Raw genomic sequence first — 14,810 nt, 5'->3', positions numbered from 1 at the left:
CGGTCACCGGACTTTCCGGTCAGAGCGTCTTGCCGGTGGCCGGACCGACGAGCAGCCCGTCGCCGAAGACGTCGACGCGGACCGTGTCGCCGTCCTTGACCTCGCCGGCGAGGATCTCCTTCGCGAGCCGGTCGCCGATGGCGGTCTGCACGAGGCGGCGCAGCGGCCGTGCCCCGTACGCCGGGTCGTTGCCCTCGTCCGCGAGCCAGGCCAGCGCCTCGGGCGTGACCTCCAGCGTGAGGCGCCGTTCGGCCAGCCGCTTCGCGAGCCGGTCGATCTGGAGCTTGGCGATGCGCTGCAGCTCGTCCTTGTCCAGGGCGGAGAAGACCACGATGTCGTCGAGCCGGTTGAGGAACTCCGGCTTGAAGGACGCGCGGACGATCTCCAGGACCTGTTCCTTCTTCTCCTGCTCGCCGGTCGTCGGATCGACGAGGAACTGGCTGCCGAGGTTCGAGGTCAGGACGAGGATGGTGTTGCGGAAGTCCACCGTCCGCCCCTGGCCGTCGGTCAGCCGCCCGTCGTCGAGGACCTGCAGCAGGATGTCGAAGACCTCGGGGTGCGCCTTCTCGACCTCGTCCAGGAGGATCACCGAGTACGGGCGGCGGCGTACGGCCTCGGTGAGCTGGCCGCCCTCCTCGTAGCCGACGTAGCCGGGAGGCGCACCGACGAGCCGGGCGACGCTGTGCTTCTCGCCGTACTCGCTCATGTCGATGCGGACCATGGCCCGCTCGTCGTCGAAGAGGAAGTCGGCGAGGGCCTTGGCGAGCTCGGTCTTGCCGACGCCCGTCGGGCCGAGGAAGAGGAACGAGCCGGTGGGCCGGTCCGGGTCGGCGATGCCGGCGCGGGTGCGGCGTACGGCGTCGGAGACGGCCCGTACGGCCTCGGTCTGGCCGATGAGGCGCCGACCGATCTCGTCCTCCATGCGCAGCAGCTTCTGCGTCTCGCCTTCGAGGAGCCGGCCTGCGGGGATGCCGGTCCAGGCGCCGACCACCTCGGCGATGTCGTCGGCGCCGACCTCGTCCTTGACCATCGTGTCCTTGGAGGCCTCCTCCTCGGCCTCGGACGCGGCCTCCAGGTCGCGCTCCAGGGCCGGGATCTCGCCGTACAGCAGCTTGGACGCGGTGTCGAAGTCGCCGTCGCGCTGGGCGCGTTCGGCCTGGCCGCGCAGCTCGTCGAGCTTCTCCTTCAGCTCACCGACGCGGTTGAGGGACTGCTTCTCCTTCTCCCAGCGTGCGGTCAGCCCGCGCAGCTCCTCCTCCTTGTCGGCGAGGTCGCGGCGCAGCTTCTCCAGCCGCTCGCGGGAGGCCGGATCGGTCTCCTTCTCGAGCGCCAGCTCCTCCATCTTCAGGCGGTCCACTGCCCGCTGGAGCTCGTCGATCTCGACGGGCGAGGAGTCGATCTCCATACGGAGCCGGGACGCGGACTCGTCGACCAGGTCGATGGCCTTGTCGGGGAGGAACCGCGAGGTGATGTACCGGTCGGACAGGGTCGCGGCGGCCACGAGAGCGCTGTCCGCGATCTGCACCTTGTGATGGGCCTCGTACCGCCCCTTGAGGCCGCGGAGGATCGCGATGGTGTCCTCGACGGTGGGCTCGGCGACCAGGACCTGCTGGAAGCGGCGCTCCAGGGCCGGGTCCTTCTCGATGCGTTCGCGGTACTCGTCGAGCGTGGTCGCGCCCACCATGCGCAGCTCGCCGCGGGCCAGCATGGGCTTGAGCATGTTGCCCGCGTCCATGGCGGAGTCGCCGCCGGCGCCCGCGCCCACGACGGTGTGCAGCTCGTCGATGAACGTGATGATCTGCCCGTCGCTGTCCTTGATCTCGGCGAGGACGGTCTTCAGGCGCTCCTCGAACTCGCCGCGGTACTTGGCGCCCGCGACCATCGCGCCGATGTCCAGCGCCACGAGCCGCTTGTTCTTCAGCGACTCGGGCACGTCGCCCTTCACGATGCGCTGGGCGAGGCCCTCGACGACGGCGGTCTTGCCGACGCCGGGCTCACCGATGAGCACGGGGTTGTTCTTCGTACGGCGGGACAGCACCTGCACCACGCGGCGGATCTCCTGGTCCCGCCCGATGACGGGGTCGAGCTTGCCGTCGCGCGCGGCCGCGGTGAAGTCCGTACCGAACTTCTCCAGGGCCTTGTACTGACCCTCCGGGTCCGGTGTGGTCACCCGGCGCCCTCCCCTCGTCTTCTGGAAAGCGTCCAGCAGCTTCTTGGCGGTAGCGCCCTGCTGGGAGAGCAGCTCCCCGGCCTGGCCGCCCTTCGCGGCGATGCCGATGAGCAGGTGCTCCGTGGAGATGTAGTCGTCGCCGAGACTCTTCGCGCGCTCCGTGGCGTCGGCGATGACGGCCAGCAGGTCGCGGTTGGGCTGCGGCGGTGCGACGGTGGAGCCGGTGACGCTGGGCAGCGCGGAGAGCAGGCGCTCGGTGCCCGCGCGCACGGCGGCCATGTCGGCCTCGACCGCGGCGAGCAGGTCGGTGATGTTCTCGTTGTCCTGGCCCTCGAGCAGCGCGAGGAGCAGGTGGGCGGGGGTCAGATCCGGATGCCCCTCGGTCACGGCCCGGTTGCTCGCCGCGCCAAGCGCGTCCCGGCTCCTGTTGGTCAGCTCGGCGTCCACGTTCGCTGTCTCCTCCTTGGTGTCAGCCCATCCTCAAGCTGACTTTGCCAACGTACACAAAGTTGAGTCTATTCCACTCAACACTGCTCGGGGAAGTACGAAGTACATTCGCACCCATGGCTGCGTACCCCGTCGATCCGCTTCGTCCCGACCCCGCCTACCTCAGCTTCTGGCGAGAGCGGCACCTGTGCACGTTGACGACGCTCAGGCCCGACGGCACGCCGCACGTGGTGCCGGTCGGGGTGACGTACGACCCTGAGGCGGGCCTGGCGCGCGTGATCACGAACAAGTCGAGCGCGAAGGTGGGGCACGTACTGGCCGCCGGGGCCGAGGGTGCGCGGGTCGCGGTGTGCCAGGTCGACGGTCGCCGGTGGGCGACCCTCGAGGGTCGCGCGACCGTGCACACGGAGCCGGCCCGCATCGCGGAGGCCGAGCGCCGCTACGAGCAGCGCTACGGCCGCACGCCGTCCCCGAACCCGGACCGCGTGGCGATCGAGATACGCCTGACGGCGGCGATGGGCCGCGGCTGATCACTACGGCCGCTATGGGCATGCGTCCGACGCTGCCTCATGCCCCCATGAGCACCTGCCAGGTCGCTCGGGCGTCATCACCGTGATCGTCCAGCCCGTTCCAGTACGGGGACGAGATCTCAAGCTTCCTCGCCGCCTGGCGGATTCGTTTGCGGTCCTTGGGCGTGACTCCTTCCGCCAGCGCAAACGGATCCTCCACAAGACTGCACAGGAAGGCGAGATCCCGGAGGTGGCGTTCCGGTTCCCGGCTGTCGGCGACGGCTCCGACAGCCTTGCCGACGATGGCGCCGAGCAGGTTCGGCCGTGGAACCGTCGCGGTCCTGCCTTCGTACGACACCGGTACCAGTTCCGTGCGCGCCAGTGCCTGCGTCGCTCCGGGAGCAGGAAAGGCGCGGCCCTGAGGGCTCGTGGTCACGTCCGCGGAAGGCCCCAGCCCCTCGGGGACCAGCACGTCCACAGACGTGGCGGGCGCATCGAGATCCACCGCGATCTCCGTACCCGGCTTCACGTATCGGTGCATCAGCCCGTTCGGGCCGGGTGCGCCCGCGGGGACGAGACCGAGGCTCGTGAGAGCGCGGACCATACGCCGCATGCCTCGGGGATCGGCCCGTACGTCGACGACGGTGTCGATGTCCACGGAAACACGAGGCGACGGGCGGCCGAGCTGCAGGCCGTGCAGCATCACCATCTGACCACCGACAAGTGTCCACGGAGCATCGACCACCTCCGCCAGGTCGAGCAGCAGCCGCCACAGCTCATCGGCTGCACCCGCGAGCGGGGGCAGCTCGACCGGGGTGATGTTCAGCCTCGGAATGCCTTCGGTCATGTCGCATCCTCGTCCGGGGCCGGAAATTCCGAGGCTGGGAAACGGGCATCCAGCAGCCTCGAGTACAGCCGTTCGGCGGTTCGTCGCGAGCGCTCGTCTCCCGCCTCCCACAGGTCGAGCGCGACCGCGGCCCGCCCGGGGCCGGTTTCGAATGGCCAGAGATCTTGAGGCACCTTGACCACAGCGTTCGCCTCACGCCTGGACACGGGCCGCAGGGCCAGCTTCCGCATCGCACTGTCGGCGTCGCCCTGCCTCAGGTACACCTCCACCCGGCCGGGATCCACGATGTCCTGCCCCGGCGCCGATGCCCCGGTGGGCACGGCGCCCTCGAAGGCGAGCAGTCTCGGCAGCGCCGCGGAATGCCCGCGGAGCCACAGCACCTCGCTGCGCCGCCTCGCCCAGTGGGCGACCTGCACGACCGACGGCCTTGCCCGCAGCCGCGTCCGCAGACGCGCGCGCTCGGAAGCCGTGAGCCAAGCCGCGCTCCCGCCATCCAGAAGATCGAGCAGCCCCCAGGCCACCCGTGCGGCCATCGGCCGACCCGCGAGCCGATCCCGTCTCAGGACGTCCACGTCCTCCATCAGCACGACCCAGCGCCCGCCGATCAGGCGGGCCGGCAGCTGCCCGTCGCGGATCAGGGCGAGCACCCGCTGCCGTGAGACGCCCAGCCTCTCCGCGGCCTCGGAGACCGAAGCTTCGATCACGCACCTCCCGTCTGCACTTCTCTTGCCAAACGACAACAGAAGAGCCAAGGCTTGGCTCAAGTATTGCCAATCGACAAGAGAAGAAGCAATGGGAGCGCGATCGCACGGCCGGTCGCGTGCTCGCGCAAAAGCGGGTGGGCGCCCCACCAGGGGGCACCCCAGGCCGCGCGTCGGCGCAAACTGCAGCGGCGCCACCGTGTTCAGGTCACGGTGACGCCGCTGCGGGGGGAAGCACCTGAGCGATTTGTAACGACGGGGGAATCGCGTCAGGCACTGCGGGGGGTGGCGGAGAAAGTTTCTGGTGCCTCCTGCTCGACCGGCTGATGGTCCCGCTGGTCGAGGTTCACAAAGATCATTCCGTACCGGACCGCACACCGCACGGGCTGTGGGGCACCCCGCGGCCGACGCAGGCACCGGTACGCCCGTACGTCCTCGTCCTCCTCGCGCACCACGACGATCGGCTCACCGACCAGCGTCACCATCAACGAGTCGCCGCGGTGGGGGATCGCCGTGACGAGGTCGATGAAGTGCCAGCCCGATCGATAGGCGGTCGCCATTTCGCGGCGGAAGGACCGGTCGTCGGGTGGGATGGTCATGCGTCCGCGCCTGCCGGGGCCGTGTCCCAACCGAGGTCCGGAGGTGCAGTCGCGACACTCGAGGCCGGCGCGCTGTCCCAGCCGAGATCCAGAGGGCTCACCGCGCCGAGAACCAATCCGGCGGAGAAGGCCACGGCAAGCACCGTGCGAAGCATTCTCTTGCACATAGTGGGCTTCGTCCTCACTTCCAGATGTCTCTCCCCCGCCTTCAAGACGATGGCTCATCAACCCACGTCAAAGCCACAGAAGCGATGCATCATGTTCCTGCACGTTCAGGACCCTGAGGGGGGGGCATTTTGCACAAAAAAACCACACAACGGACACATCCCCATGGGGTGACCGAACTGTGCGATGCAGGGAAGCGTTTGTACGCCGACGCTCTGCGCCTGGGGCGCATAGGGCGCACGGAGGTCGCACCCGCTCCCTGCCTCCTGGAGCTCGCGCTCCTGCACCCCGATCCGGACGACCCCGACTGGCTTCACCCAGTTCCGCCGACGGCGGCGCTGGCGCAACGGCTCCATCCGATCGAGCGCGAGATCCAGGAGCGCAGGGCCTTCGCCATCGAACTGACCGACTCTTTCGAGCCGTTCATGGGCCTCAGCGCCCAGAACCTCCAGTCCACCCCCGCGGTGACGGTGCTCGAGGGTATCGAGCGCATCAACGCGGCCATCGACCTCGCCACGGCCGAATGCCACTCCGAGGTGCTCACCGTGCAGCCGGGCGGCGGCCGCAGCGAGAACGTGCTCGGCGCGGCGCTGAAGCGCGGCCAGGCCGTCATCGAGCGCGGCATCTCGATGCGCACGCTCTACCAGCACACCGTGCGGCACAGCCAGGGAACCCTCGCCTACGCCGAGATCATGGCCAAGGGCAAGGTGGAGATACGCACCCTCGAGGAACTCATCGAACGCCTCATGATCTTCGACCGGACCGTCGCCTTCATTCCGGCGCGCGACGACCGCCGCGTCGCCCTGGAGCTGCGCCACCCCGGCCTGGTCGAGTACCTCGTGAAGGTCTTCGAACAACTCTGGCGCCGTGCGGTGCCCCTGCTCGAAGAGACTCCCTACGCCCCCGCCACGGACGGCATCTCCGGCGTCCAGCGCTCCATAGCCAAGCTCCTCGTCGAGGGCCACGTCGACGAGGCCATAGCCCGCCGCCTCGGCATGAACGTACGCACGTGCCGCGCCCACATCGCCAAACTCGCGGCGGCACTCGGCAGCGGCAGCCGGGCGCAACTCGGGTACCTCATCGCCCAGTCGGGGATCCTCGACCGGGACGACTGAGCCGTAGCCGCCGGCCCGCGCTCCCCGTGAGCTGCCGGAAATCACCGGGTGACCGGGATGTTACGTATGACATCTAACGTCGCGCCATGGCGGACATATTTGACGCGTACGCGTTGGCCGATGCATGGGACGAAATGTTTGAGCGGCCCGGTGAAGTCAGGACCGCCTATGAGCCGGTGCTGGCGGCACTGCAACCGATGGATCCGGCCGAACTGAGGTTCAGGGCGGACCAGATGGCGCGGTCGTTCACGGACCGGGGTGTGACCTACGCCTTCGCGGGCGAGGAGCGGCCCTGGCCGCTGGACCTCGTGCCGCGGATACTCGACGCGCTCGAGTGGGACCTGATCTCGCGCGGCGTCGCCCAGCGCGTCAGGGCGCTGGAGGCGTATCTCACCGACGCCTACGGTCCGTGCCGGGCCTTCGAGGACGGTGTGGTGCCGTGGCGGCTGCTGCTCAACTCGCCGCACTTCCACAGAGCGGCGGGGCCCGTCGAGCCACCGGGCGGGGTGCGCATCCACGTCGCCGGGATCGACCTCGTACGCGACGAGCAGGGCGATTTCCGGGTGCTCGAGGACAACGTACGGGTGCCGTCCGGGGTTTCGTACGTCATCGAGAACCGGCGTGCGATGACCCGGATCTTCCCCTCGCTCTTCGCCGAGCAGCATGTGCTGCCGGTCGACGGCTACTGCCAGCGGCTGCTGGCCGCGCTGCGGGCCGCCGCGCCCGACGGGGTCACCGATCCGCGGGTGGTCGTGCTGACGCCCGGGCCGAACAACGCCGCATACTTCGAACACGCCCTGCTCGCCCGGCTGATGGGTGTGCAGCTGGTCGAGGGGCACGATCTGGTCTGCCGCAACAACCGGGTGTGGATGCGTACGACGCGCGGCGAGATGCCGGTCCATGTCGTATACCGGCGGCTCGACGACGACTTTCTCGATCCGCTGCACTTCCGGCCGGACTCGGTGATCGGCTGCCCGGGCATCCTCAGCGCCGCGCAGGCGGGCACGGTCACGCTCGCGAACGCGGTCGGCAACGGCATCGCGGACGACAAGCTGCTCTATACGTACGTGCCGGATCTGATCCGCTACTACCTCTCTGAGGAACCGATTCTGCCCAACGTCGAGTCCTACCGCCCCGATGAGCCGGGGCAGTTGGAGGCCGTGCTCGACCAGCTCGACCAGCTGGTCATCAAGCCCGTCGACGGCGCCGGCGGCCAGGGCATCGTCATCGGGCCGCACGCCGACAAGGCCACGCTGGACCGGGTCCGCAAGGAGGTCGCAGCCGATCCGCGTGGCTGGATCGCCCAGCGCCCCGTCGCCCTGTCGACCTCGCCCACGCTGGCGGGCGACGGCATGGCGCCGCGCCACATAGATCTCCGCCCGTTCGCCGTGAACGACGGCGACGACGTATGGGTGCTGCCCGGCGGCCTCACCCGGGTGGCGCTCCAGGAGGGCAACCTCATCGTCAACTCCAGCCAGGGCGGGGGCTCGAAGGACACCTGGGTCCTCACGGACGGCGGCCCCGCGTCCACCGCGGCGGACGAACCGGCCGGCACCCCGCCGCCGGTCGCACCGCGCCAGCTGGGGCCCGACGGCACCACCCTCCAGGGCGTACAGGAAGGGGCGCAGCAGCAGTGAAGACCATCCCTGCAGGACAGCAAGCACAGCTAGGACAGCCGGGACAGACTTCCGGACAGCCCTCCGGCGCAGGAGGTACCGCCGTGAACGACGTGATCCTCTCCCGTATCGCCGAAGCCCTCACCTGGACCGGCCGCTACGTCGAGCGCGCCGACGCGACCGCCCGCATCCTCGACGCGTATCTGCACCGCCTCCTCGAGGACCCGTGGCGCGACGAGGACACCGCGTGCCGTTCGCTGTACGCGATCCTCGGCCTGGACGCCGGCGGCGAGCCCGTCGACATGCAGCAGGTGCTCGACCAGCTGGCCTTCGACGCCCGCACCACCTGCTCCATCGAGGGCGCGCTGGGCGCGGCCCGGCTCAACGCCCGCAGCGCCCGCGAGGCCGTCTCCTCAGAGATGTGGGAGTGCCTCAACTCCACCTGGCACGCGCTCGCCGACCAGCGCACGGCGGCCCGCCGCACCGGCCCGTACGCGTATCTGGAGCTGGTACGCCGCCGGGCCGCGCTCTTCTTCGGCCTCGCCGACTCGACGATGAGCCGGGACGACAGCTGGCGCTTCGTGGTCCTCGGCCGCAGCCTGGAGCGCGTCGACATGACGGTGAGGCTGCTGTCGGTACGCGTCCTGGACGCCGCCCATGCGCCCGACTGGCCGACGCTGCTGAGCGCGAGCGGCGCGGACGAGGCGTACGCGCGCGTGTACGGCGGTTTCGGCGACACCCCGCGGGTGGCCGAATTCCTGCTTCTGGACAGGGACTTCCCGCGCTCGGCGCTGCATGCGCTGACGACTGCGGAGGAGTGCCTGGCCGCGCTCGGCCGCCCGCGCCAGGACCCGGCGCGCCGCCCGATAGGCCGGATGCGGACGCGCCTCGAGTATCTGGACTCGGCCGCGCTGGGGGACGGACTCCCGCACCTGCTGCGCGATCTGCAGCAGGCCTGCATGGCCTCGGCGGAGGCGGTCGCGGAGAGGTTCTTCCCGTACCAAGGCCCGGTCGAATGGGCCCAGGAAGGAGCATGAGCGAGATGACGGGAAGGACGACGACCGTGGACACGATGAGCACGACGGCTCCCCGGATGAGCAGGCTCCGGATCAGGCACGAGACACGCGTCTCGTACGCGCAGGCGGCGGTCTCCTCGCACAACGAGGTCCGCATGACCCCGCTGACCCTGCCGAGCCAGACCACGCTGGACGCGCGCGTGACGATCCATCCGGCCACGGCGACCTGGTCGTACTGGGACTACTGGGGCACCCAGGTCACCGGGTTCGATCTGATGGAGCCGCACGAGGACCTGACGATCACGGCGCTGAGCCTGGTGGAGACCTCCCCTCCGGGGCCTCTCGCGACCCCGCCCACCCGGGCGGAGATGGCCGACCTGACGGCGAACTCACGCCTGTTGGAGTACGCGGTTCCCACCCGGCGTACCGCCGTGACCGAGGAGCTGGCCGACCTGGCCCGTGCCGCGGCCGACGGCCTGGACCCGCACGAGACGGCGGTCGCCGTCTCGGACCTCGTGGCCGACCGGGTCGCGTACGTCCCCGGCGCGACGGGTGTCCAGACCGTCGCCACCGAGGCCTGGGAGCAGAGAGCCGGCGTGTGCCAGGACATAGCCCACCTCACGGCGGGCCTGCTGCGCGCCCTCGGCCTGCCGACCCGCTACGTCTCCGGCTACCTCCACCCGGAACGCGACGCGGAGCTCCACCGCCCGGTCGCGGGCCAGAGCCACGCCTGGGTCGAGTACTGGGCGGGCGACTGGTCCGGCTACGACCCGACGAACCGCACCCGCGCGAACGAGTCCCATGTGGTCGTGGGCCGGGGCCGGGACTACGACGACGTGACGCCGCACAAGGGGGTGTACCGGGGGGTGGCGGGCGGACCGCCGGAGGTGCTGGTGGAGTTCACGCGGGTGGCGTGAGCGGAGGTGGCGTGTGCGCGGGTGACGTGTGCGCGAGTGGGGGTGTCCCGGTCGCCCGGTCATGGGCGGCGGCGCGCCGCCAACTCGCGTGCCACGACAGCTCGTCGGGCCCTTTACTCCCCTCCGGATCATGAGGGAAACTGACACCCGCGCCGCGGCCACCGCCCCACCATGCTCGTGCCCCCACGTTCGACCGCGCGAGCCGCAGGTCCGCGCGCATCCCGCCACCCGCCCCCAGTGAGACGGTGCCTCCCCCACCCCGGCTCCACCGCCCCGGTGAAGGACGCACATGCGACGCTCCACCCTCGTCACCCGCGCCCTGGCCTGCGCTGCTCTCGCCTGCGCGGCCGTGGCCCTGATCCTGGTCTTCGCGCGCTACGACGCGCCGGCGCCGCGCTGGGACATCCTCTCGGCGCTGGGCGGGGCGGCGGTCGCCGCCGCCGGCTGGGCGCTTGCCTGCCGTACGGCGCCTCCGCTCGGGCCGGCGTCGCAGGCCGCGACGGATTCCGCGACACCACTGCCGCGCAAGCTCCCGCTCCCCGCCCGGGACGCCGGCCGGGCGACGGGTGCCGTCCTCATCGCCCTCACCCCGTTCACGCTCACCCGGCTGGCAGCCGGTACCAGGGGCGGCATCCTCAGCGGGCTGGTGATCATCCTGGTCTTCATCGTGACCGTGAAGGCCATCGGCTTCGCGCGCCGCCAGGTGAGCCAGGCCGACCAACGACGCAAGCTACGTGTCCTGGCCGAGGACGCCGGCAAGGGCGAGGTCCACGCCGTACGGGTGCGGCTCGGTGAGCCGGTCCGCATGCGCTACCTCAAGCGTGGCGACAAACCGGGCGAACTGAACGTCACGCAGTTCCACTGGCTCGTCCTCCGGGCGGGCGAGCGCGAGATCAGGCTGGCCGCTCCGCCCGACGAGGTGGGCCGGGCAGCGCTGCTCCTCGGTGGCCAGGAAGGGTGGCTGTGCTGGCCCGAGCGGTGGAAGCTGATCGAGGACGAGCTGCCCGCGGCCTTCGTCGCCGACAGCGGCGAGGTCCTCATGGGCCTCACCGACCCGGACGAGGCCCGCCCGTACCTGACGGGCACCCACCGCGCAGACCCCGGCGACGGGACGGCGCGCCACCTGCCCCGAACCGCCAAGTTCCAGGCACCCGTTCACACCCCGATACTCGGCGGCGCCTTCCTCGCGGCACTGATCGCCGCCCCGGTCCTGTACTTCGGCTCCGACGATCTGCCGGCCGCCCTGAGCTGGCTTCTGTGCGCCCTTGCGGCGGCCGCGATCGTGACCGGTGCGATACGGGGAACCAGAGAAGCCACCCAGTCCCTCCCGGAGGGCCTCTCCTGGAAGGTGGTCGAGGAATCGGACCCGTCGATCGCGTAAGCCGTGTGGAGCACCCGCGCGACTGCCGTACGGTCGCCTCATGACCGAACTGGTGTTGCGGGGGCGCCGGGTCACGGCGCGTTTCAGACGGGACGCCGTGCTGTTGGAGCAGGCGTGGAGACGATCGCGGATCCGTATTCCGCTCGCCGCCATAGAGACGGTGCGTACGCGAGGCCGTACCGGACAGGACCTGGGTGCAGGTACCACGGGCGGGCCGAAGTCGCGTATCACCGAGATCGTCCTGACCTCCGGCTCCGCGAGCACCGATGCCGTCGTCTACACCCTCCGCTCACCGAGCGGCGAGGCCGCCCAGGCCTTCGCCGCGGCGGTCACGTCGGCCCTGCCCGTCCGGGATGCCACACAACCACGCGTGGACGGCGCGGAATTGGTGACGATGGAGCCTCGGCCCTCAGCGGCGAAGCGCAAGGACCGCTGGCTGGCAGCGGCCCAGGACCGGGCGCCTCATCTGGCCCTGGGCGGCCTGTTCGTCCTGGGGCTCGGGCTGACCGCGGCAACCGGGAACTGGGCGCCTGTGGTGCTCTGGGCTGCTTCCTTCACACCCTTCCTCGTCGGGTGTGCGATCGCCCTGGTCGTGTACCGGACCACGGTGGACTGGTGGCTCCTGCGCCGCCGGGGCATCACGGTCGTGGCCACCTTCAAGGAGAAGAGCTACGGGACCGGGACCGACGGCGAGACCACCGTCACCAAGGTCTACGCGTTCACCGACGCGTCGGGAACCAAGCGGAAGTACAACGGCAGCGGCAAGGTGGTCGCCACCGACCCGGAGCGCATCGAGGTGACGTACGACCCGTACGACCCGAACCGGATCACCGCCCGCAACGGACTCGCCGTCCGGACCCTCCTCTTCCTCGCGTACACCCTCCTCGGCCTGCCCGTCACCGCACTGACCGCCGCGTACCCACTCGTCTTCCTCGGCTCTGTCCTCGTGAGCCTCTGAGCCGCGCGCCGCGGCTCGGCTCCGCTCAGAACGAGCCAGTCAACTCAGCGGCTCGATCCTGGTCATTGATCGCCCGCCGCCGATCGGGAACCCTTGGCGGCTCAGACCCGGCGCCGTCCTGGCGGCGGGCGGTCGTCGAGAAGGGGGAGGACCGGAATGCGGTTCACATTGGTCGGTATGGCGGTGGCGGCGGAGGATCCGGCGCGCAGTGCGGCCTGGTTCAGTGCGCACTTCGGGTTCAAGGTCGGGATCGACCTGGGGTGGTACGTGAACACGCAGCACCCCGAACACCCGAATCTGAGCCTGGACTTCGTCCAGCGCGATCACGAGTCGTGGCCTGAGGCGACGCGGGGCAAGGCGGTCGTCGGCACGCTCCTCGCCTTCCTGGTCGAGGACGTCGACACCGAGCACGAGCGGTTGCGGGCGGCCGGTCTCGAGGTGGTCCTGCCGCTGGTCACCGAGCCGTGGGGGCAGCGCCGGTTCCAGGTCGCCGGGCCCGACGGCGTACTGGTGGAGGTACTGCAGACGGTGGCGCCGGACCCGCAGTGGCTGGCCGCGAACGGTCTGGCCGGCTGAGCGGTGGTCATGTTTCGGGCTCCGCTTCGGGGTGGGGCCCGAAGCGGAGGGGGCGGGGCTTCGCGACCGAGGCGCTGTGCGGGCTGCTGGACTTCGCGTTCGCCACCGGCCGATGGGCAACCTTTCTCCCCTCCGCGGCAACCCACGAGCAACAGCACCTCAGCTCAGCTCAGAAGGATGGCCGCTCATGGGACGCCGTACGAGAACGATCACCGCCGGTCGCCACCGCGGCAGCGACGGCGGCCGTGGCCGCAGGCAGCGGATAGTGCTGACGGCTGCGGGCACGGCAGTGGCGGCGCTGGCGGTGTACGGAACGGCGTCGGCCGTGGTCGGCGGGTCCACGGAAGCCGAGGGGAGCCAGGCCGCGGAGGCCACGGCGAGTGAGACGGCCGATGCCGCGAAGGAGAGCACCGCCGCGAGCGCGGCTCCCCAGGCGGCCGGGGACACGGCGGAGGCGACCGCCAAGAGCGGGACGACCGCCGAAGCCACCAAGCAGAGCACGACGGCCGCCGCCACCCGCTCCCTCGCCGCACGCATCACAACCACCACCGTCACACTCCCGGCCAAACTGACGTACCTCTCCGCCGGCTACAACAGCACCAAGGAATGGACCCGTACCGTCACGGCCGTCGCACCCAACGGCACGCGGCGCGTCGCCTGGCCCGCGTCCGACGGCGTCCACGTCACCACGCTGACCGCCTCCGGCGCCCGGTCCGGGAAGGACATCGTGGTCAAGGGCGCGAAGGAGGTGGGCGGGCTGGTCGCCCACAACGACGGCTTCGCACTGCTCACCCGCGTACCCGACACCAACAAGTGGAAGGAGACGGCGGCCGCGATCGTCCGGTGGAAGACGGGCGCCACCAAGGCCGCGTGGACCCGGAAGCTGACCGGAACCGCCAGCCATGACACCTCGCCGGTGCTGGACGGCCAACTCGCCTGGAACGGCACCAAGTACGGCGCCTACTTCGTCGTACACGGCGCGGGCGGCGCGGCCGACGGGCACTTCGGCGACAAGCTCGCGTACGTCAGTGGATCCGGCACGAGGCTCGGCGGCGGCTGGGACTGGGGCTGCAGCCACAACGAGGGCATAGCCCTGCACGCCGAGAAGTCGGGCGCCTTCACCTCGCTCTGCCACGACGACTGGCGGTCGGGCCTGATGGTCTCGACGGGGATCGGCGCCCCGGACAACGCGCCGGTCGTGCAGCGCGAACAGTGCTGGGCAGGCTACTGCGGCGGCACCTTCGCAGGCCGTACGGGCGAGATCGTCAAGAACGCCTCCACCGGCCGGTACGTCACGGCGTACGCATCGCGCGGCACGGCTTCCGCCAAGAAGAACCCGGACGACGCGAGCGGACGCGGCTGGACGGTGACCCCGAAGTGGAAGACCCACCAGGTGACCGTGGCCTTCCTGAAGAACCGTTCCACCCTCTCCGGCAAGCCGGTCCACCTGACCTCGGCGCCCGGCACGGAGCACGTCAACGTCCACGTGGCCCCGTACGGAAAGAACAAGCTGCTCCTCTCCTGGGAGTCCCTGAAGAACGCCACGTGCGCGAACGGCACCTGCACCGGGACCTTCACGGGTACGCATATGCGTCTCATCGACTGGAACGGCACGTTTCTCGGCGCGGACAAGGTCGTCACTTCCCGCATCGCCGGCGACATCGCCGTACTGCCGGACGGCGACCTGACCTGGGCCTACGCCGCGGCGACCCCGGACTACCGCACCACGCTCACGGGCTCGTCCCCCACGACGACCAAGCTGACGGTGGCGCGCCTGGACGTGTCCTGACCGC

13 protein-coding genes are annotated in these 14,810 nt (G+C 70.4%); 9 read left to right on the top strand and 4 right to left on the bottom strand.

From position 1 onward, the window contains the following. Positions 1 to 19: 19 nt before the first annotated feature. Positions 20 to 2,617, bottom strand: coding sequence for an ATP-dependent chaperone ClpB (gene clpB, locus ABT009_RS10765; RefSeq protein ID WP_351291816.1), 2,598 nt, complete (start codon positions 2,615 to 2,617; stop codon positions 20 to 22). A gap of 116 nt (positions 2,618 to 2,733) precedes the next feature. Between clpB and ABT009_RS10760 the strand changes: the two genes are divergently transcribed. After that, positions 2,734 to 3,147: a pyridoxamine 5'-phosphate oxidase family protein gene (locus ABT009_RS10760; RefSeq protein ID WP_351291814.1), complete on the top strand. Its 414-nt coding sequence runs from the start codon at positions 2,734 to 2,736 to the stop codon at positions 3,145 to 3,147. A gap of 37 nt (positions 3,148 to 3,184) precedes the next feature. Here the strand turns inward: ABT009_RS10760 and ABT009_RS10755 are convergent, their stop codons facing one another. From ABT009_RS10755 to ABT009_RS10745, 3 genes are all read right to left on the bottom strand, one after another. Beyond that, positions 3,185 to 3,973: a hypothetical protein gene (locus tag ABT009_RS10755; protein WP_351291812.1), complete on the bottom strand. Its 789-nt coding sequence runs from the start codon at positions 3,971 to 3,973 to the stop codon at positions 3,185 to 3,187. Next, positions 3,970 to 4,677, bottom strand: coding sequence for a helix-turn-helix domain-containing protein (locus tag ABT009_RS10750; RefSeq protein ID WP_351291810.1), 708 nt, complete (start codon positions 4,675 to 4,677; stop codon positions 3,970 to 3,972). The genes ABT009_RS10755 and ABT009_RS10750 overlap by 4 nt, the downstream gene beginning before the upstream one ends. Positions 4,678 to 4,943: 266 nt before the next feature. Beyond that, positions 4,944 to 5,273, bottom strand: coding sequence for a (2Fe-2S)-binding protein (locus ABT009_RS10745; protein ID WP_351291808.1), 330 nt, complete (start codon positions 5,271 to 5,273; stop codon positions 4,944 to 4,946). Between the two features lie 296 nt (positions 5,274 to 5,569). On the opposite strand from ABT009_RS10745, the gene ABT009_RS10740 reads away from it, so the two are divergent. The 8 genes from ABT009_RS10740 to ABT009_RS10705 all read left to right on the top strand — a co-directional run bounded on the left by ABT009_RS10740 (position 5,570) and on the right by ABT009_RS10705 (position 14,806). Beyond that, the gene (locus ABT009_RS10740; protein WP_351291806.1) at positions 5,570 to 6,553 is read left to right on the top strand and encodes a helix-turn-helix transcriptional regulator; all 984 of its coding nucleotides are present in this window, start codon (positions 5,570 to 5,572) and stop codon (positions 6,551 to 6,553) included. A gap of 86 nt (positions 6,554 to 6,639) precedes the next feature. Continuing rightward, complete coding sequence (locus tag ABT009_RS10735; RefSeq protein ID WP_351291804.1) at positions 6,640 to 8,190, top strand: circularly permuted type 2 ATP-grasp protein; 1,551 nt, start codon at positions 6,640 to 6,642, stop codon at positions 8,188 to 8,190. 83 nt (positions 8,191 to 8,273) lie between these two features. Beyond that, complete coding sequence (locus ABT009_RS10730; RefSeq protein ID WP_351291802.1) at positions 8,274 to 9,206, top strand: alpha-E domain-containing protein; 933 nt, start codon at positions 8,274 to 8,276, stop codon at positions 9,204 to 9,206. A gap of 5 nt (positions 9,207 to 9,211) precedes the next feature. Then, complete coding sequence (locus ABT009_RS10725; protein WP_351292183.1) at positions 9,212 to 10,102, top strand: transglutaminase family protein; 891 nt, start codon at positions 9,212 to 9,214, stop codon at positions 10,100 to 10,102. Between the two features lie 289 nt (positions 10,103 to 10,391). Further along, positions 10,392 to 11,483, top strand: coding sequence for a hypothetical protein (locus tag ABT009_RS10720; RefSeq protein WP_351291800.1), 1,092 nt, complete (start codon positions 10,392 to 10,394; stop codon positions 11,481 to 11,483). Positions 11,484 to 11,523: 40 nt separating this feature from the next. Next, positions 11,524 to 12,441, top strand: coding sequence for a hypothetical protein (locus ABT009_RS10715; protein ID WP_351291798.1), 918 nt, complete (start codon positions 11,524 to 11,526; stop codon positions 12,439 to 12,441). 156 nt (positions 12,442 to 12,597) lie between these two features. Beyond that, positions 12,598 to 13,017, top strand: coding sequence for a VOC family protein (locus tag ABT009_RS10710; RefSeq protein ID WP_351291796.1), 420 nt, complete (start codon positions 12,598 to 12,600; stop codon positions 13,015 to 13,017). Positions 13,018 to 13,204: 187 nt separating this feature from the next. Further along, the gene (locus tag ABT009_RS10705; protein WP_351291794.1) at positions 13,205 to 14,806 is read left to right on the top strand and encodes a hypothetical protein; all 1,602 of its coding nucleotides are present in this window, start codon (positions 13,205 to 13,207) and stop codon (positions 14,804 to 14,806) included. Positions 14,807 to 14,810 lie beyond the last annotated feature (4 nt).

This window comes from Streptomyces sp. NPDC002896 (assembly GCF_040295225.1).
Lineage (GTDB): Bacteria > Actinomycetota > Actinomycetes > Streptomycetales > Streptomycetaceae > Streptomyces.
Note: the sequence above shows the minus strand (reverse complement) of the source record. Positions and strands in the feature narration are given on the sequence as shown.